At 49.2% G+C, this 20101-nt stretch carries 12 protein-coding genes; 5 read left to right on the top strand and 7 right to left on the bottom strand.

Features of this window, described 5'->3' with window-relative positions:
- Window position 1: 1 nt before the first annotated feature.
- The 6 genes from ACO0K4_RS11840 to ACO0K4_RS11865 all read right to left on the bottom strand — a co-directional run bounded on the left by ACO0K4_RS11840 (window position 2) and on the right by ACO0K4_RS11865 (window position 12160).
- Window positions 2-5893 carry an MG2 domain-containing protein gene (locus ACO0K4_RS11840; protein WP_422956828.1) on the bottom strand — a complete coding sequence of 1964 codons (5892 nt, stop codon included), beginning with the start codon at window positions 5891-5893 and terminating at the stop codon, window positions 2-4.
- Between the two features lie 2 nt (window positions 5894-5895).
- Window positions 5896-7806 (bottom strand): MFS transporter, encoded by a 1911-nt coding sequence (locus tag ACO0K4_RS11845; RefSeq protein WP_422956829.1) that lies wholly within the window; start codon window positions 7804-7806, stop codon window positions 5896-5898.
- 183 nt (window positions 7807-7989) lie between these two features.
- Window positions 7990-8721, bottom strand: coding sequence for a polysaccharide deacetylase family protein (locus ACO0K4_RS11850; RefSeq protein ID WP_422956830.1), 732 nt, complete (start codon window positions 8719-8721; stop codon window positions 7990-7992).
- A gap of 25 nt (window positions 8722-8746) precedes the next feature.
- Window positions 8747-10039, bottom strand: coding sequence for a hypothetical protein (locus tag ACO0K4_RS11855; protein ID WP_422956831.1), 1293 nt, complete (start codon window positions 10037-10039; stop codon window positions 8747-8749).
- A 152-nt stretch (window positions 10040-10191) separates the two neighbouring features.
- Entirely contained in the window at window positions 10192-10911 is a 720-nt protein-coding gene (lolD, locus tag ACO0K4_RS11860) for a lipoprotein-releasing ABC transporter ATP-binding protein LolD (protein WP_422956832.1), read from the bottom strand.
- A complete protein-coding gene (locus tag ACO0K4_RS11865; RefSeq protein WP_422956833.1) occupies window positions 10904-12160 on the bottom strand; it encodes a lipoprotein-releasing ABC transporter permease subunit in 1257 nt (418 codons plus the stop codon). The genes lolD and ACO0K4_RS11865 overlap by 8 nt, the downstream gene beginning before the upstream one ends.
- Window positions 12161-12299: 139 nt before the next feature.
- On the opposite strand from ACO0K4_RS11865, the gene ACO0K4_RS11870 reads away from it, so the two are divergent.
- The 3 genes from ACO0K4_RS11870 (at window position 12300) to ACO0K4_RS11880 (ending at window position 17494) form a co-directional block, all read left to right on the top strand.
- A complete protein-coding gene (locus ACO0K4_RS11870) occupies window positions 12300-13391 on the top strand; it encodes a hypothetical protein (RefSeq protein ID WP_422956834.1) in 1092 nt (363 codons plus the stop codon).
- Window positions 13388-15076, top strand: a complete 1689-nt coding sequence (recJ, locus tag ACO0K4_RS11875; protein WP_422956835.1) for a single-stranded-DNA-specific exonuclease RecJ — start codon at window positions 13388-13390, stop codon at window positions 15074-15076. The genes ACO0K4_RS11870 and recJ overlap by 4 nt, the downstream gene beginning before the upstream one ends.
- A gap of 198 nt (window positions 15077-15274) precedes the next feature.
- Complete coding sequence (locus ACO0K4_RS11880; protein ID WP_422956960.1) at window positions 15275-17494, top strand: YgiQ family radical SAM protein; 2220 nt, start codon at window positions 15275-15277, stop codon at window positions 17492-17494.
- A 51-nt stretch (window positions 17495-17545) separates the two neighbouring features.
- Here ACO0K4_RS11880 and ACO0K4_RS11885 read toward each other — a convergent pair whose 3' ends face one another.
- Window positions 17546-18181, bottom strand: coding sequence for a DUF4124 domain-containing protein (locus ACO0K4_RS11885; protein WP_422956836.1), 636 nt, complete (start codon window positions 18179-18181; stop codon window positions 17546-17548).
- Window positions 18182-18474: 293 nt separating this feature from the next.
- Here ACO0K4_RS11885 and ACO0K4_RS11890 point away from each other — a divergent pair, with 293 nt between their 5' ends.
- On the top strand, window positions 18475-18765 hold the full coding sequence (locus tag ACO0K4_RS11890; RefSeq protein ID WP_422956837.1) for a hypothetical protein: 291 nt from the start codon (window positions 18475-18477) through the stop codon (window positions 18763-18765).
- A 172-nt stretch (window positions 18766-18937) separates the two neighbouring features.
- Window positions 18938-20042 (top strand): peptide chain release factor 2 gene (gene prfB / locus ACO0K4_RS11895; RefSeq protein ID WP_262836269.1). Its coding sequence is split into 2 segments (ribosomal slippage): window positions 18938-19018 and window positions 19020-20042, totalling 1104 coding nucleotides; the frame shifts between segments, so codons are not numbered across the junction.
- The last annotated feature ends 59 nt before the right edge of the window (window positions 20043-20101 follow it).

Genomic DNA, 20101 nt, shown 5'->3' on the forward strand with positions numbered 1-20101 from the left:
ATCACTTCACGGTCAGTGCAGGATTTGGATATTCGCCAAACATCTCAGGCGCATACATTGCCTCGACTCTGGTTTGGGGCATCTTGAATTCACCAGTATTATTCAGACGCATCGTATAACTCAGCGTAAATTTGCCTTTAGGTACGAATTCATAATAGCTACGGAAAGCCTCAAAACTACGCTCCTCATACGTCAACCATGCCATATTCCCGGATGATGTCGCAGGATTGTCGGCTTTGGCTATGGCACCGATCAGTGAATCGCGGCCCAAGCCAGAACCCAGCAAACTGGCTCCCGCCGGCACGGGATCAGATACGACAACCCAAGTCATATCGGTCTGTGCATCGATCTCCAGATTGACGCGGATAATATCGCCACGGCTGTATTTTCCCTTTTCTTTTTGCTCTACCGGAATCATCGTTTTGCTAATCTGATAGCCACTACTGAATGGCGTTTTTAACGGGATCGCGGCAAGGCTTTGTAAGACTATCCAAGGCTTACCCTTGCCTTCGTGTATCAGTTTCAATCCATCAGCGGCTTTGGTCGCGGCAGACCCGTTCACTGGCCAGGCTAATTGCAAGTTACCGCCACCAGTCGCTGGCCAGCTGAAATTCTGGCTTTGAGAAGTAATCGTTGTTGGCATGGCCTGTTGCCAATTGGCTTTAGTGACACCTACAACTTTTTCGCTTTCAAATTTCTTCGCAAATTTTTCTAATGCGAGGGAACCCCATACGTTTGCCGTTGTTGTTCCCCAGTGCCCGCGTATTTGTCGTTGAATTGCGCCGGTCATCAATTTCGGCATATCGTCGCGCCACTCGGCGTTATCTAGCATCACCAGTATCAGCCGCGCAGCATTGCTGTCTGCACTGCTCATCAGCCACCACCAGTAATCATCAGCTTCTGTCGAGAAACCAAGGCGGGTACCCTGATAATTGAGTCTCGATCTTAAGACCTGATCGGCCTCCCTGATATACATGTCACGCTTAGGTATGGCGACAGTTCTTTGTAAGACCGCAAGCCAGTCAATTACCGCGGAGGTAGGCCACAAGTTAGGTGCAATTTGTATCGAGCCTAATAAGCGTGGTTGTATGGATGTATAGCGTGACATAGCTTCGAGCGCCGCTAATTTTCTGGCATCCAGATCTTTTTTAGGTGACCAGTAGCTGCGCGTGATTTTGCCTTCAACAAACGCACTCAGGCCTTGCAACATCTTGTCCCGGCTTGCGTCAGGCAGCGCAAATCCTGCCTCGCTGGTGGCGGACAAGAGATAGGCTGTTAAGCTGTCACTGCCCCTGGCTTCTACCTGTTCGGCAGGCGGATAGTAATAGGCAAGACCATCTTTATCCAGATACGTCGGCAAATCAGCCGTGATACGTTGCCACATTGCCGTGTCTCTTAAACCGATAGCTTTCGACGTTTTTTGCTCCAGACAAGCATAAGGATATTCAGAAAAATACCGGCGTAAAGCCTGATTTTCAACTGCCAGATTCGGAATCAAAGAAATCGCCAGCCCACCTCTGCCGGGCAAACTGTCTGCCGGTTGAACAACAGCCATCGTGACAGATTTGTCTAACTGAAATAAGCTCGCCTGCTGCACAGTAACCGGTACTGCGGCAATAACACGCTGTGTTATTTTTACGGCGTCTTTAACTCCCGCCACAGCCCCCGACGTTTTCTCCAGAGCTTTAATATTCCACGTCAGCGCTTGGGTATCGGCATTGCTAAATGCGGTCGCCACGTTGGCATTAGATGCTGGCACCACGACTCGCCAGTTAAGCTCACGCGCCTCCCCTGCGGGAATGTTCAGGTTTTGTTTCGGCAATTCCGTTAGTAATCCTGTGACTGTGGCGCTGACGTCAACCTGCATTGCTCTCGTCGTCGTATTTCTGACTGTCACCATTGCGTTGAACTGATCGCCCTCACGCACGAGTGGCGGCAATCCTGAAATTATTTGCAAATCCTGCGTTGAACGTATGCTGGTTGAACCCGTGCCAAACAGTGAGGTACCACTTTGCGCAATCGCTACGATTTTAAAGTTGGTCAGCGCATCATTGAGCGGCACATCAAGTCGTGCCATACCGTTGGCATCCAGAATTACCGTCGATTTCCAGAGTAATAATGTGTCAAACAATTCACGTGTCGATGACTTGCCACCACCACCTCCGGCAGCAACGGCCTTGCGGCCATAATGTCGTTTTCCTATGACTTGCATTTGCGCTGTCGCAGTTTCAACGCCATAGCTACGACGTTGCAGTAAAGCCCCAAGCAAATCCCAGCTGGTGTTCGGTTGCAGTTCAAGCAGAGCCTCATCAACGGCGGCTACCGCGATCTCTGCACCGGCTGCTGGCTTGCCGTCAGGACGTGTTACCTGGACGGTGATTTTCGAGGTACTTCTGATGGGGTACGTTACTTTGTCGCTGCTGACGTTGACCTTTAGCTGATTGCCTGACGTGCCTACGGCAATTTCGGCAATGCCATATTTATAGGCGGGCTTGGCAAGATCGACCAAGGCACCTGGTGCCTGATATTCCCTGAATTCACTCCACCAATTTAAAGGCTCTTTCCAACCCCAGGTAAAAAATGAATACCAGGGAACTTCGCGCATACGGCCACGTACTGCGAGTACCGAAACAAAGACATTGGGGCCAAAGCTTGCCTTGATTGGGACACTGATACTGGGATCACGCCCGTTCAACTGCACCACCATCGTATCGATAATACCCTCACGCTCAATCGCCACCAGTGCCGTCGCGTAACGGAATGGCATACGTACCTGGAATTTGGCCGTCTCTCCTGCCTGATATTGCTTTTTTTCCGGCAAAATATCCATGCGATCCTGATTCTCTCCTTCGAACCAGGTCTCGTTCTGATCAGATGCCCAAACCGAGGTTTTAGCACTGGAGATCTTGCCATTGCTATCTTTGGCTTTGGCGGTAATTTCTATATTGCCGGAGGCTTTCAGATCGGCGTCACAAAAGAACATGCCATGTTCATCCGACTTACCAGAACACAGTTCGCCAAGATCTTTATTTGTTTCTGCATTCTCATAGGCATAGAAGCCGCCCACCATGCGCTTGCGGTGAGAGTTGTTTTGCTTATTTAGTCCGGATAAAGAAACGGCGACACCTGCTTGGGGCTTGCCGCTGGTATCCAGAGTGACGGCAACCAGGCTCATTTTCTTTTTGACGGAGATCCAGGAACCGGTTTTAATGCCGACAATGACTGCAGACGACCAGACTGGCGTAATGGCAGAGATAGTCTGAATTTCGCCATTCGGATCTGCATACGTCATCTCAGACAATAATTCTTGAGGCTTGCTGATGTCCGGTAAATTTTTGATGACGGTTTTGCCGCTACCATTTTTATCCAGCGTCACCGGTAATTTGTTGGCGACGATTTTTTGTTCATCGTCGTTGTCAGCGCCGCCGTAAAATGAAAATCCGTCAAAGTTAGGGAAATTGATCGCTTTACTTCGCAACAAACTAGTAATCTGCACGGTTAAGCCAGACGCGCCGCCGCCGTTCAGATAATTGAGCTGCACATCCAAAGGAAGTTCTTTTGGTGTGATTTGTATTTGCTTAGGCGGGGTGATCCGACCTTGTAGCAAAGGCAAGCGAAATTCTTCTACCCGGAAGCTACCGCTCAGAATGGAATTTTGCGCATAACGCCCATCCTCGTCCATATCAGCATTAGCTTCATTTCCCTGATTCGCTGGAATTTCAGTAGCAGATTTGATGCTTCCTTTATCCAGCAAAATGTCATAGCGCCCGAGTTTCGCCTGCTTAGGAATCGCAAAAACTGTCTCAGCGGTATTCTGATTGCCCCATGTCAGGGGGAACTGAAACTCCTGATTGCTACCCTGATGAATAATCCGCACACGAATTGGTAGCAAATCAGGTTTTTGCAATGCAAAGCCCTGCATGTTTTCTACCCGAATCACATGTTTCATCGAAACTGTTTCACCGGCACGCAGCAAACTACGATCCAAGATCGTATGCGCTCTGACATTGGCAGTCTTACTAACGTCAGTCGGCAGATTAAACCGATATGATTCAATACCGTTGTTCCAGGAAGACAAAGCAAAGGCAATGTCTTTGCGGCCTTTTTCATCTATTTTGCGTGCACTGACAAAGAAACCATTTAACTTGTCAGAGCTCCGGTTTCCATTACCGCCCTCCCCCATATCATTGTCGATGCAGGGATCGGAAAAGCCCTCTGGTATCAACACAAGGCCATTCGCACCGGTAATACCGCGCCAAAGCTCCTTGCCCAAGCAATTGGACAGCCGCACATCAGCACCGGCGACAGGCTTTGCATTATCCAGCGTTGTCACCCAGACAGCGCCGTTCTCACGACCTAGTTTGATATGTACAGCGAGATTGGTGACCAAGGCACTGGTGCGCACATACATAGGGACTGGCTTGCCAAGTAAGGCACTGCCTAGTTTTTGAGATTGCAGTTCCAGCACATAGAACCCGGGATCTTTTAAGGGGATGCCGATGACTTCAAACGGTCTGGCAGGCGTAGTATCTTTCGCATCCTGAAAAGTTGGCAACTCTATTTTGCGCACGCCCGCTTCACGCGATAGTAATCCGAGACTGCGGGATTCGATATCCTTCCCATTCAATCTGACCGTAGACTCATGATACTCATTGAGTGTATTGATCCAGCGGATGATGCCTGCATCGTCGTCCAGCTTCAGATTGGCAAGAGTGCCTGGTGACTGCCTGCCATCAGCATTACGCAGTAGCAGATTCTTTTCTACATTGCGTAAAGTAACGGGCAAAGTAGCATCGGCATTGAGTTCGACAATACCAAACGGCGCTGCAGAAAATTTAGCCAGTGGCGGGTAATCGGCAGTAGAAAAACGAAGCGGAAATTGGCTGGCATTGCTCAACGGCCTGCCTGTTTCGTCTTTGAAATTGGATGGCAAAACAATGCTGTACTCAGTTTTTTCAGCAAATGGCGCAGCGAAATCGACTCTTTGCACCATGGGATTTTTTTCCTCCCGACTAAAAACCGGCTTAACCGTTCCTTTTGCTGTTTTCAGGCTAATTTGTTCTGCCAGTTTGCGACTGACCGGCGTGTTGAAATACAGACCCAACGACTGGATCGGCGTACAAGCCGCATTGGCATTCTCGCGCTGGCAACTAAACGTCGCGCTGAATGCGGGACGCACCTGGAATTTATAGGTCTGCTTTTGTGAATTGGGAATACCGCTTGGCGTCAGGATACCTTTGTCCCACACCACACGGACTGCGGCATCATTTGGAAAACGTTGCTGACACTGGATAACACTGATGTGCTCAGGAGTGAAGTCTCTGGCAAATTGTTTGAGCAGATCTGCTCTTATTTTGGCATCGACAAAACGTACTGGTACCCGTTCATGTACCCCTTCTATTTCGCAATACACATGTTTGAGCAGAGTATCGCTGGTTGCCTGACCATTTTGATACAGGATGAAAGCCTGTTCTTCATCGATACGATCATATTCATAAGGCTGTACGCGCAACACGGCAGGGCCGCCGGTTGAGAACTGAAATACGGTTTTCCCTGTAATCGCGTTACCGGACTGGGTCTTAAAATCAATTTTGATCTGGAAATTACATTGTGTACCCGGCGGTAGATCTTTCGCGAAATCATAGACCCAATTTTTATCATCAGCCCAGCGACCTGAACCTGACTGGCTACATTTGACATCGAACGGTGTCGCCGCTTTAGGATCACCAAAAGCAATCACCGCTTCAGAAAACGTAACCCGTACCTGGCGAACCTGCGCCACCTCACCTTGCGGGGTAAAGCGGCTGATACTTGCTGCATCGGCATTACCGTTATAAATAAAAGAAGCAATCAGTAATGCGCCAAAACCTTTCAGGCTATGCAGCAGAGTCATCGTTATCTCCAGTCGCCGCGCAATACTTGGACTTTTTCTTGCAAAACAATTGGCGATACTTGATCTGCCGGAAGAGATTCACCAACCGCCAGTTCAAGTTTTGAAAATGGCCCGCGGCGAAAGGAACGTTCAAACGGGTTGCCTTTACCCCGGGTCAGAAAACTCCCCCACAAACCACGCAACGCCATTGGAAAGACGGGGACAGGAGAACGCTCAAGTATCTTCATAATGCCACCTTTGAATTCGTTCATATCTCCGGTCGTTGTCAGCTTACCTTCGGGGAAAATGCAGACCAGTTCACCCTCATGTAATGCCTGAGCGATATCAACATAAGCTTTTTCCATCGTCCACGGATCTTCTTTAGCAGGCGCGATCGGGATCGCCTTCGCTGTTTTAAATATCCAGGACAAAAATGGAATTTTAAAAATACGATGATCCATTACAAAGCGGATCGGTCTAGGGCTAGATCCCATGATCACAATCGCATCCATATAGCTCACATGATTACAAACCAGGATGGCTGCACCTTCTGCAGGGATACGATCTGTGTTCACTCCCTTTACCCGATGGATAGTATGAATCAGCAGCCACGCAATAAAGCGCATCAAAAATTCTGGTACCAGACTGAAGATATAAATCGCGACGACGGCATTCAGAATGGCGGTCGCCATAAATATCTCGGGAATCGTAAAACCCTGCTTCAGCATCAGCATCGCAGCAAGTGAGGCGACCACCATGAACAGCGCATTCATGATGTTCATCCCCGCGATTGTGCGTGACAGATGTTTAGGATCACAACGTGTCTGTATCAGTGCAAATAAAGGCACAATATACAAGCCACCAAAAATACCGATCATGACAATGTCAAATAGAATCCGGTGACTGCCTGTCTGATGGAAGAAGCCTGCGGCATCCAGAGTCTGCGCAGCACCTGCCACGGCTTCCAGCGCATGTGTATAGGCAACGCTGGACAAATACAGATCAAAGCCGAACACGGATAAACCTATCGCACCAAAAGGTACCAGACCGATCTCAACCTTATGCCCCGACAGCCGCTCGCACAGCAGAGAGCCTGCGCCAATCCCGAACGAAAAAATCGTCAGCAAGAGCACGAAAACGCTGTGATCTCCGTGCAGATAGTTTTTAGCATATAACGGGAACTGGGCAAGGACAATGGCACCATAAAACCAGAACCATGAGTTACCAAGCAAGGATAAAAAAACCGGACGATTCTGTTTGCTGAAACTGATATTACGGACTGTTTCTGTTGCTGGATTCCAGTTAATTTTCAGCTCTGGCTCTGGTGCAGGTGAATGCGGAATACGCAAACTCGTGAGCCAGCCAATGATCGCAATCACGATAGTACCGCCGGCGACAAGTTCGATTCCCCATGGCTTGTGAACGACGAGCATGGCTCCCAGAATCTCTCCGAGCAAAATGCCGACGAATGTACCCATCTCGATCACACCGTTACCACCGACGAGTTCATCGGTTTTCAGATGCTGTGGCAAATACGCATATTTCACCGGACCGAACAAAGTCGAATGAATGCCCATACCTGCTACCGCAGCAATCAGCAGCCACAGGCTATGCGTCATCCAGCCAGTGGCTGCGACGATCATGATGGCGATTTCTAATAGTTTGACTTTGCGGGCGACTGTGCCCTTTTCAAATTTATCTGCCAACTGTCCCGATGTCGCAGAGAACAATACAAACGGCAAAATGAACAGGCCTGGTATCAGATTGTTTAACAAACCAACGTCAAGAGTAGTCCATTGCAAGGCATCGTAAGTGAGGACGGTCAGTAGTGCGGTCTTAAAGACATTGTCATTAAATGCGCCAAGAAATTGCGTCCAGAAAAAAGGCGCAAAACGACGTTGCTTTAATAGTGAGAACTGACTTTGTTGGCTCATGGGCGGAAATCATCCAGGTAAGTTGTGTATTGGCCAGCGATCTGAATGCTTCGCTTTCCATTGAAACAATTATAATTTAGACACGGGCAATCAATGTGGAAAATCTTACATTGTGACGTAAGCATTGCTGCCCGCTTATTTGAGGCAGTGTCCCGCTTATTGAGACTAATTGACAATAATTACCTACCGCTGAAAGAACAGGATGGCGTCCCGTACCGGCAGCACCTCACAACCGGCGATTTTTGCTTCTGACAGGGCATAGCGTAGTTGTGCCGGTGTTGTACCCCAAGGTCCCGGGATTTCATCAACCTCATGCGAATAAAAAATTAACCAGCCGCCCTCTCGTGCAGTTTGATCGATTAATTGCTTTATTTTTTTCTGACTGGTTTTGTTTGCATACAAGGCCTGCGCACGTAAAGCGGCCAAATCTGCCTTACCAATCTGCGTGCCTCCGCCAGTAATACGATTGTAGGCAAAGCGTTGTGAGGCCGCCAGTTTGCTACCGAGATCGTAGGCACCAAACGGAAAAGCGAAGCCACTATTCGGGATATTGTTTTTGGTAAAAAAATCCTGATTCTTTTCCCAGTCGAGCTTCAAGTCTTTGACGGCATGTGTCGCACAGTTAGTATGTGAAAATGTATGGCAGCCAATCTCATGACCATCTTCGACCAAGGCTTTTAAGTCCTCGACGCTATGACATTGATGTCCCTGCTCCAGACCATCTGTCAGTCCGCCACAGACAAAAAAAGTCCCGCGCGCACCAAACTCCTCCAGCAAGTCTTTCCCGACGATGCAAGCACTGGCCGGTACATCATCAAACGTAAAGCTGACCACCCCTCGCCCTTGCTTCAAAGGCAGCCAGGCGCAAGCCAAATGCCTGGAAAGACGGCGACTGATTTTTTTCAGTAAAGACATAGTTCACCTATCAACATAAGATCGATCAACGCAGTGCATCAGAGTTACTTAGAGAATGCTGATACCGTTTTAAGACCATCTTGGCAGCACTGCCAGGCAGATTTTCGTAGGTATATTCCAGACCAATCTTAATGATCGCTTGTCGTAAGCCTGGCAGACTTCCTTCTCGTGTCAGTCGCTCTGCGACGCTATCGATACTGACTTTCAAGCCGCGGTCTATTTCATAGCTCATACCGAAGCCCACCCTGAGCTCGCGTTCTTTTCGGGATATTTCATTTTGAAATTCAGCCAGCCTGGGTACCAGTTTTTGATCGCTGTCTTGCAACATGCCGGAAAAATTCAATTGCGTCTTATCCGACACCTTCCATTGCGCATCGAGTCGCGCTGCTTTGGCGATAACATACAGGATAGACGGGTCCACAATCGTGAACGGTCGATTCCACAACTGCATATCCAGTCTTAGCTTAGGTGAGTAAAAATACGTTGCTCTGACCAGGGTAGAAAAAAGAGTCGTATCCAGTTCATGCAGACTTTCGTAGCGCCGGCGTATAAGTCCCAGATGAGCGCTGGCGACAGTTTTGACACTATATTTCCATTCAGCTTCTAAAAAACTTTCCGTCTCACGATAATGCTTATCAAGATCTGCAAGCTGCTGCTGGTCACGGTTAGGATAGTCCGTTTCAGACACACGCAGACCCGCCTCTATATTCGATCCTGTGGGAGAATAATAGCGAATGCTGGCCTGCTGGCCTTGCTGATGAAAATTATAGAGTTGATTCACGCCAAGCTCATAGCGCAACGAGGACCGGTCTACTTTGACCGGTATCGTTAGCTCATCAGTAATCTTGAGTGTGAGCTCTGCACTTTGCTGGCCGTAATGCGAGATATCTTTATCGGTGAGTGAGCCGTTAATATACTGGAACAGGCGATCTTCTTTAGCCGCATTAATACGACCGCTCACCACGTCACCGATCGCATATTCAAACGTCGCGTCGCCCGCTTTGGTTTGATGATTCAGGTCTTGATAATGCTGGTAACTCCGCTTACCCAAATCACCTGTAAGAATCAAGCGTGTACGATCTGACAATACCGGAATAATCGCTCCGGCACGAACATCGATACCGCGGACTTTATCTGAGGTATCGACATTGCCATTTTGCGCCGTCGCCGCATTACCGTCATAAAAACGTAATGGATTGCTGTCACTGGTTAAGGACGTCTCTAATTGCAATACCAGCTCAGAACTTGCCCACACCGGCCCGGTACTCGTTAGCAGACCTAAGAGCATCATTGCTTGTACTCGTACAAATACAAGCATAGGGGATACACCTGTCATCGTCATTGCCGGTGGCAATGAACAAGGGTATTTGACTGCAACAGAAGTGAGCTTTCTCATCAGACAGATTAGACAGACGTAATGCAATCAACAATAAGGAAAAATAAAACTATATTAAGGCGACATTAAGGCGATCAAGCAGCATGTAAACCATGTTCAGATAAACGTAAGACACGGTCGCACCGTTGCGCCAGTTCAGCATCATGCGTCACGATCACAAATGCCGTTCCCAGAGTGCGCGACAATTCCAGCATCAATTCAAAAATCTGCTGGGCAGTAGCACGGTCCAGATTGCCCGTAGGCTCGTCCGCCAGTACACAGGCTGGCTGTGTGACGAGTGCTCTGGCTAATGCAACACGCTGCCGCTCACCGCCAGATAATTCACCCGGCACATGGGTAATTCTGTGTTCCAGCCCTACCCGCGCCAGAACTGCTTTGGCAGCGGCATGAGCGTCATTGCGGTTCACTCGACGTATCAATAAAGGCATTGCGACGTTTTCGAGTGCAGAAAATTCAGGCAACAAATGATGAAACTGATACACAAAGCCCAGCGAGGCATTGCGTACATCACCACGCATTTTCTCGCTCATGCTGGCAAAATTTTGCCCCAGCAATGTGACATCACCCGCGGTCGGCGTATCCAGCCCGCCCAGCAAGTGCAGCAGCGTTGATTTGCCCGATCCCGAAGCGCCGATAATCGCAACCCGCTCGCCTTTGTTCACGCTGAAATTCACATTACTCAATACTTTGACCGAATAATCTCCCTGGGTAAATGTCTTACTCAGATTACTACACGACAGTATCATGCTGGATGCTTGGGAATTAGTAGAGTTGTAGGCAGTCTGATTACTCATAACGCAAGGCCTCCGCCGGTTTCACGCGGGCACCACGCCAGCTAGGATAGATCGTCGCGACAAATGCGAGGATCACGGCAACACCACCGATCGTCCACACATCTGACCACTGCAAATCCGACGGTAAGGTACTGATGACATACACCTCTTTAGACAAAAACTGTATACCCAGTACATGCTCAATAAAAGGCACGATGATGTCGATGTTATGAGCGATCAAAATACCGGAACCAACACCAATTGCGGTGCCGAGCAAGCCAACCAGTGCGCCTTGTATCATAAAAATTTTCATGATCGACCACGGAGAGGCGCCAAGCGTACGCAAAATAGCAATGTCCGCCTGCTTGTCCGTCACCGTCATGACCAATGTAGAGACTAGATTGAATGCAGCAACAGCGATGATCAGGGTCAATATGATAAACATCATGGTTTTTTCAGTCTTGACCGCTGCAAAATAATTCCGATTCTGTTGTGACCAATCTCGTATCAACAAATTACCCGTCAGCGTGCGAGACAAGTCCAAGGCGACTTGCGGTGCTTTTAGCATATCGGCGATCCGGAGCCGGAGTCCCGATGGCGCAGACAATCTGAAAAACTTCTCAGCGTCGTTCATCTGGATAAATGCCATGCCGGAATCGTACTCAAAATGCCCTGCTTCAAAAATGCCGACCACAGTAAACGCTTTCAGACGAGGCACCATGCCTGCCGGGGTTAATTGCCCTTCCGGTGCCGCCAGACTCACCTTATCGCCCAGACTCGCGTGCAAAGCCCGCGCCAATTCTGAGCCTAGTACGATACCGAATTCGCCCGGTTTTAAATCGCTCAGCTTACCGGCTTTGATTTTTGTCGCCACTTCAGAAACTTTAGGCTCTTCTTCCGGCAAAATGCCGCGCAAAATGACACCCCGCATGACGTCATCACGAATGATCATGGCCTGTGCGTCGACGTAAGGTGCCGTACCTTTAATCGCCTTGTTTCGCAGAACCTCTTGTGCGGTGGCTTGCCAATCCGGTAAAGCGCCGGTCGCGTCGAACACCTCGATATGAGCGAGGACCGACAGCATACGGTCGCGAACCTCTTTTTGGAATCCATTCATCACCGACAGGACAACGATCAGCGCTGCAACACCGAGTGCGATTCCTGCCATCGAGATCATCGAAATAAAAGAAATAAAACTATTACGTCCGCTGCGCTTCCCGGCGCGGGTATAGCGCAAACCGACTAGCCATTCAAAAGGTATGTTTTTCACTAGTTAATTTTATTTAATCAGACAAATTGAGAAAAATGAGCGCCAATCCCGATAAATTCAGGCTGAGTCCGCACTAAAAATCAGCCTGTCATTCATACTAAGATCCGAAACAGCGTGCATCTTGCCATACAATGATGCTATGAGCCATTTAGAAATTATTTTACCCTTCGCGATTCCACCTGCCCCCTTAGCCAGGGATTTGCAACGTGAATTAACCGTCCCTGGCTACAGCACGCTAATAGGGAAAGCGACTATCGGTACAACCGAGGTATTTGAGGACTTTTCCAGGCGACTCCCGCATGAAACCGTGCTCGCAGGGCATTTTGCCATGGAAAGCCGCGCAGATACTGCGGGAGACCTTTTGAATTTGCCAGAGATTGTAAGCAATCAACCGGATCATCAACGCAGCAGCCCCAAAGACACACATAACAAAATGCGCGCTCTGGGTTTGACCGTAGACCAGGGACTCTGGTTCACGCTGCATCCGGTACATATTCATATCGCACGTGATCATCTGGTATTAAGCGATCACCGGCGCCTGATGTTATCGGAAGCAGATGCCCGCCTTCTTTTCAGGGACGCCGAACTGATCAGCTCTGAGTTGGGTAAAACGCTGATATACGGCGATGCGCAGCATTGGTTCTTGCGCGCAGACGACTGGCAAGACATGTGCACGGCCACTCCGGATGCTGCTTGCGGTCACAATGTCGACATCTGGATGCCAAAGGGAACACAAGAACGCGCCTGGCGTAAGTTGCAAAATGAAATTCAGATGCAATGGCACAGCCACCCGGTCAATCAGGAGCGTGAGAGTCAGGGACATAAGCCAGTTAATTCCGTCTGGCTGTCAGGTGGCAGCACGCAAGCAATGACGCTACCGGCCATAACAGCCGGGCCAGCTCATTGTAAAGAACTCATTAAAGAATTCACTAACGACCCCGCACCAGGCAAGAATTACCGGATTATTCTCGATCATTTACTCGAACCGGCTCTCAATAGTGACTGGGCAGAATGGCTGACACAGATGCAGATATTGGAACAGGACTGGTTCACCCCTGCTGTAGCCGCTTTGCGTTCCAGGGAGCTGGACCGACTAGTTTTGACAGTCAGCGATGCCAGCTTATTGACCCAATTCTCTTTGACACCCTGGTCTCTGAAAAAATTCTGGCGCAAAAATTCGTTAGATACTCTATTTACACTCCCGATCAGCTCCACAACCAATACAGCATGACACGCATCAGCACCCGCCCCTATTCATTCCGTGATTCCGAAATGCTGCGCCAGAGCGGCATTCATCCTGTACTGGCACGCCTGTATGCCGCGCGCGGTGTTAAGGAGGCATCAGAATTACGTAGTGAACTACCGCAATTGATTACCCCGGATCAGTTACTGCACGTCCGGCAAGCCGCTATTTATCTTGCTGATGCCATCGCTGTGGGCAAAAAAATGTGTATCGTCGCCGATTATGACTGCGATGGCGCTACCGCGTGCGCAGTCGGTCTGCGCGGTCTGCGCATGATGGGTGCTCAGGTGGATTACATCGTGCCGGACAGACAAATCCATGGTTATGGTTTAACACCAGAAATCGTCGCCCTGACCCGTCAGGAAAAAGCACCGGATATTATCGTCACTGTCGATAATGGCATTGCCAGTATTGACGGCGTTGCCGCAGCGAATGCGCTAGGGATTGACGTCGTTGTTACCGACCATCACTTGCCCGCCGATACACTGCCTGACGCGGCGGTGATCGTAAATCCGAATCAGCCAGGTTGCGGATTCCCCAGTAAAAATCTGGCTGGTGTTGGCGTAATGTTTTATACCTTACTGGCACTTCGTGCCGAGTTACGTCAGCGCGGCGTATTTGATCAGCAGAACCAGCCTAAACTCGATGTTCTGCTGGATCTGGTCGCACTCGGCACCGTCGCCGATGTGGTCAAACTCGATGCAAATAACAGAATTCTGGTTGCACAAGGTATTAAGCGCATGCGTGCGGGTCGCATGCATGCTGGTATTGCCGCGTTGTTCCGTGTGGCGGGACGCGAGCCGCAGCAGGCAAGTCCATTCGATCTTGGGTTTGCCTTAGGCCCCAGAATCAATGCCGCTGGTCGCCTGTCAGATATGTCCCTGGGAATTGAATGCCTGACCACGGATGACGAAGGCCGCGCCTGGCATATTGCCCAAGAACTCAATAGCATCAACGCAGACCGTAAAGATATCGAGCGCGAGATGCAGGATGTCGCCCTGCTCCATCTCGATGATTTTCAACCGGCTGCCAGCAACACGATTACAGTATTTGACGAAAGCTGGCATCAGGGCGTCATCGGCATTGTCGCTTCGCGCCTTAAAGATAAATTTTATCGTCCCACCATTACATTTGCTCCTGGCGACGACGGCATTATTAAAGGTTCAGGCAGATCGATCCCGGGTTTTCATCTGCGCGACGCACTAGATCTGGTGTCCAAACATGCGCCAAACCTGATCATGAAATTTGGCGGTCATGCAATGGCTGCCGGTTTGACGTTGCGAGCCGAGAATTTTGACGCTTTTCAAAAAGCTTTTGAAGCGGTTGCGCAGAGCTGGCTTCAGGCAGATCAGTTAGAGCGTATTGTAGAAACAGACGGTCCGCTGGAAGACGCGTATTTCAGTACCGACTTCATTAGTCTGATGGATGCGCAAGTATGGGGGCAAGGGTTCGCACCACCGATTTTTTGCGATGAATTTAAGTTGATTTCTCAGCGAATATTAAAAGAACGCCATCTAAAAATGGAGCTGGAGAAAAATGGTAAGCGCTATGATGCCATCTGGTTTGGCCATACAGACAGTCTGCCGGAGCGTATCAGCGTAGCATTTCGGCTCGATGCGAATACTTACAATGGAGTTACCCGTGTACAGCTCCTGGTCGAGCATATTGAGTGAGCTTGATTGCCGGCAAAGCCGCAATCATGCAAAATAGTTAGGCATCCTCAAAAAATATTCCGCAATATCAAGGTGTTAGCACATGAAATCGCCATTTCAGGTACAATCGCGCCCATGAAAACTGCGCCAAAAAATCTCTTCTCTTTCCCCCGTTTCCGCCCCGATGTTGGCGGTGCGAAGGCCGCTCCCTTTTTACCGATGTCGCGCGCCGAAATGGATGCCTTGGGCTGGGATAGTTGTGACGTGATTTTAGTGACTGGCGACGCCTATATCGACCATCCAAGTTTTGGTATGGCACTGGTTGGGCGTTTGCTGGAACAGCAAGGGTTTCGCGTAGGGATTATTAGCCAGCCAGACTGGCAATCCGCTGATGCGTTCCGCGCATTGGGCAAGCCAAATCTGTACTTTGGCATTACTGCCGGCAATATGGATTCGATGGTAAATCGCTACACGGCAGATCGTAAAATCCGCTCCGAAGATGCATATACACCTGATGGCGATCCAAACAAGCGTCCTGACCGTGCGGTCGTTGTGTATTCACAGCGCGTGCGCGAAGCCTTCCCTGGCGTGAGTGTGGTGATTGGCAGTATCGAGGCAAGTTTGCGACGGATTGCGCATTACGATTATTGGTCGGACAAAGTAAAACGTTCAGTATTGCCAGACTCAAAGGCAGATATTCTCTTATTCGGTAATGCCGAGCGCGCTTTGGTCGATTTGACGCATCGTCTTGCGGCAGGTGAGTCCATCAAAGAAATCCGTGATCTGCGCGGTACTGCATTCATGGTACCTCGTGGCTGGATGCCCTCCCCGGACTGGACAGAAATCAATTCAACCCGCGTAGATACACCGGGCAAAATAGAAGCGCATCCCGACCCGTATTACATGGCACCGGAAAATGCCTCGTCTTGCGAAACCAAAATTGCCGACAAAACATCCGGCCAAGTAACGGAAACAGCGCCTCCCCAGGACGTCGTACAGGCGCAAGCCATACGCATCATGAGCCGCGAAGAACGGCAAGCCATGCTGCAAGAAAAACTGCACAAGACAGCGATTCGCCTGCCTTCTTATGAATCAGTATCAGAAGATCCGGTCATGTACGCTCATGCCTCCCGCGTATTCCATCTGGAAGCCAATCCGGGAAATGCGAAATCGCTGATACAAACACATGGCGACCGCGATGTCTGGCTGAATCCGCCACCGCTGCCTCTGGCAATGGATGAGATGGACGGCGTATTTGATCGCGCTTACGCACGTGCACCACACCCTAGTTATGGCAAAGCACGTATTCCGGCTTGGGAAATGATCCGTTTTTCTATCAACATCATGCGCGGCTGCTTCGGCGGTTGTACTTTCTGCTCAATCACCGAACATGAAGGCAGGATTATCCAGAGTCGCTCTGAGCCGTCCATCTTGCGCGAAATTGAAGAAATTCGCGACAAGACGAAAGGCTTTACAGGTACGATTTCTGACATGGGCGGCCCGACCGCCAATATGTACCGTCTGGCTTGCAAAGATAAAAAGATCGAAGAGTCCTGCCGCCGCTTGTCCTGCGTCTATCCCGGCATCTGCAGCAATCTCGGGACGGATCACAGCAAATTGATTTCGCTCTACCGCAAGGCGCGTGCAGTGCCCGGCGTGAAAAAAATACTAATCAGCTCTGGTCTGCGATATGACCTAGCCGTGCGGTCACCCGAGTATGTGAAAGAGCTGGTCACCCATCACGTTGGTGGCTTGTTAAAGATCGCACCTGAACACACCGAAGCCAATACTTTGTCGAAAATGATGAAGCCCGGCATCGGCGCCTATGACGAATTCAAGGCGATGTTCCAGAAATATTCAAAAGAAGCAGGCAAGGAACAATACTTGATTCCTTACTTCATCGCGGCCCACCCAGGTACCACGGATGAGGATATGGTCAATCTGGCGCTCTGGTTGAAGAAAAACGATTTCAAGCTGGATCAGGTACAGACCTTTATGCCGACACCTATGGCGCTGGCAACCACGATGTACCATACGCGCAAAAACCCTTTGAAAAAAATCGACGAAAATTCAGAGATAGTAGAAACCGCGCGCTCCGGAAAAATTCGTAAATTCCATAAAGCGCTGTTACGTTATCAGGCGCCGGAAAATTGGGAAATCGTCAAAGAGGGCTTGTTGCGCATGGGACGCGGGGACTTGATTGGCAGTAGCGAACGTCATTTAATTCCACCTCGTGCACCGGTCGTTCCCGTCGTCGACAAAGGCATTAACAATGGTCGTCGCGTAGCAGCACCTAAAATGAATACCTTTGGCAAAAATGCCGTTGGACGTGCCATGCCGGGAAAACCTGCTGCCAGCTCGCCAGCAAGCGCACGTCCTGCTCTGGCGTTCCGCTCAGCCAAGGCAAAACCGACAAATAGTAAGGCCGGTCGCAAGTAAATTACGGGTAGCACATCTACTATTGAATAAGTCGCCCAAATCAGGGCGATTTCATCTTTTGCGTTTTTGAACTACTTCACGATACCGCTTCAGTATCTCATCGTATTGCGTATTTATATGCGCTTGCTCAGCATCATATTTTTCGTTACTCAATTTGGCACTTTTAATTGCCGACGCCAATTGATTTGCGCGTCTTTGTAAGTCGGCATTCTCTTCCGCAGATTTTTTGCCTCCGCGTTGTTGCACATTTTGAAGGTCCGCCTGTATCAGCCCGATGTCTTTCAATTGCTCGTTATTGGCACGGATTTTTTCTTTGACGCTGGCGATAGCGCGCTGACGAGCTGACTCAATATCCGCTTCTGTCCTGAAGTTTGCTAAAAGATAGAGTTCTTCTTTTTTTCTCTGCTCTTCAAGTTGCGCTTCTTTCTTTTGCGCCTCCTCTTCGGCATCGGCTTTGCGACGCTCTTCCGCCGATAAGGGACGCGGTACTTCTTTAAGAGGTTGCGTCACTGACTTTCGTACAAACATGGAGCGATTTGCACACTCGGGAATGGGACTATCAGATGTTAATGTGCGGCCCGCCGCGTCTTTACAAGTATAAATCTCTGCTTGTACATTGAAAAAAACAACTCCACCGACCATACAAAAGATGGCTGTAAAAATTGTTTTGATGTTTTTGACCGACATATTAATCCATCACCCCAAACGCGCAGTAAGATACCGGAAAGATAAAGCAAAAGAGAAAGAAAAACGAAACTACTTTTTCAAGCAGGAAATCGCACTAAAATAGTTGACAACCATAAAGTTTAATAGTCAAACCGTCAATAAAATCTTATCTCAATCACGTTCTGGATGTCTGATTTTAAAAAACGATGGCACATCACCAATGAATTAGTATGAAACATGAAGGTCTGTTATTCGAATCTGTCTAGTCTGTCAACATCACTTGCGCTTCCAGCGCCCACCATCAGGAGACACCTATGAAACATATGAAAACGGTTTTGATACTTGAACATACAGAAGAGGTGTTTGACAAGCTGACCTGCGATGTCTGTGGTGCAGAGTCGCGGTGGGATGAAAACTGGAGCACCAAGGAAAGTGAAAAAGTCACAACCACCGTGCAATTGTATGAAGAAGAATCTCTCCCAAGCGGAGGACAGTCACAGCAAATGCAATACCATATCTGCCCGACCTGCTTTAAAGAGCACTTAGCCAAATGGTTTGAAAATCACCGCAAAAGCAAATCAACCAACGTTAGTTCGGTCTGGTAATCTGCAGCAACGCCTCTCGACAGTCTCCCAAAGCTGTATTTCTGATGAATTCTGATGAAATACAGCGTCGTTTCTCTGTAAAACTACGCCTCTTTCACCTGAATCCAAATCCAGAACCACCCCAGGCTGGAGTATAATCGAAGGTTTGATTTAAATACGATAGAAGAAAAATATGGAAGCCGAACGCCTTAACAGCCTGTCCGCCCTGCTCGCCGATCTGACGACGCGCGAAGCCGAACTTCGGAGGTATCTTTGACTTCGATGTCAAGTCAGAGAAACTAGAACAAGTCAACGCCGAGCTCGAAGATCCCAAAGTCTGGGAAGAACCGAAGCGCGCACAAGAATTAGGCAAAGAGAAAAAATCCCTCGAAGCCATCGTCCATACGCTGACGAAAATCGACACCGACCTCAAAGACGCGAATGAAATTTTTGCGATGGCGCGTGAAGAAGACGATGAAAGCACGCTGGAAGCCATTGAGGTCGATGCACAGACATTAAAAGGTCTGGTCGAAGGCATGGAATTCCGCCGGATGTTCAACAATCCCATGGATCCCAACAACTGCTTCATCGACATCCAGGCAGGTGCTGGCGGCACAGAGGCTCAAGACTGGGCGTCCATGTTATTGCGTCAATACCTGCGCTATTGCGAACGCAAAGGCTTCAAGGTTGAAATCCTGGAACAATCTGATGGCGAGGTAGCTGGCATCAAAACCGCAACGCTCAAAGTCGAAGGTGAATATGCGTATGGCTTTCTGCGTACAGAAACCGGCGTGCATCGTCTAGTGCGCAAGTCGCCGTTTGATTCTGCGAATGGCCGCCACACCTCGTTTTCCAGCCTGTTCGTGTACCCTGAAGTCGACGAATCTTTCGAGATTGATATCAATCCGGCGGATGTTCGTGTCGATACTTACCGCGCATCCGGCGCAGGTGGTCAGCATATTAATAAAACAGATTCCGCTGTCCGTTTGACGCATGGTCCATCAGGCATCGTAGTTCAATGTCAGAACGATCGCAGCCAGCATCGCAATCGTGCTGAAGCCTGGGAAATGTTAAAAGCGAAATTATTTGAACTCGAATTACGCAAGCGCATGAGCGAAAAACAAAATCTGGAAGACACCAAAACCGACGTCGGCTGGGGTCATCAGATTCGCTCCTATGTACTCGATCAATCCCGTATCAAAGATTTGCGTACCAACTTCGAAATGGGTAATACCAAAGCGGTGCTCGACGGTGACCTGGATGACTTTATCGCCGCCTCATTGAAGCAAGGCGTTTAAATAATTACGAGCCGGATTCGGCATCAAACGAACGACGACTCAAAAGTACCGATCTTATT

The organism is Undibacterium sp. RuTC16W (assembly GCF_049339445.1).
Lineage (GTDB): Bacteria > Pseudomonadota > Gammaproteobacteria > Burkholderiales > Burkholderiaceae_D > Undibacterium.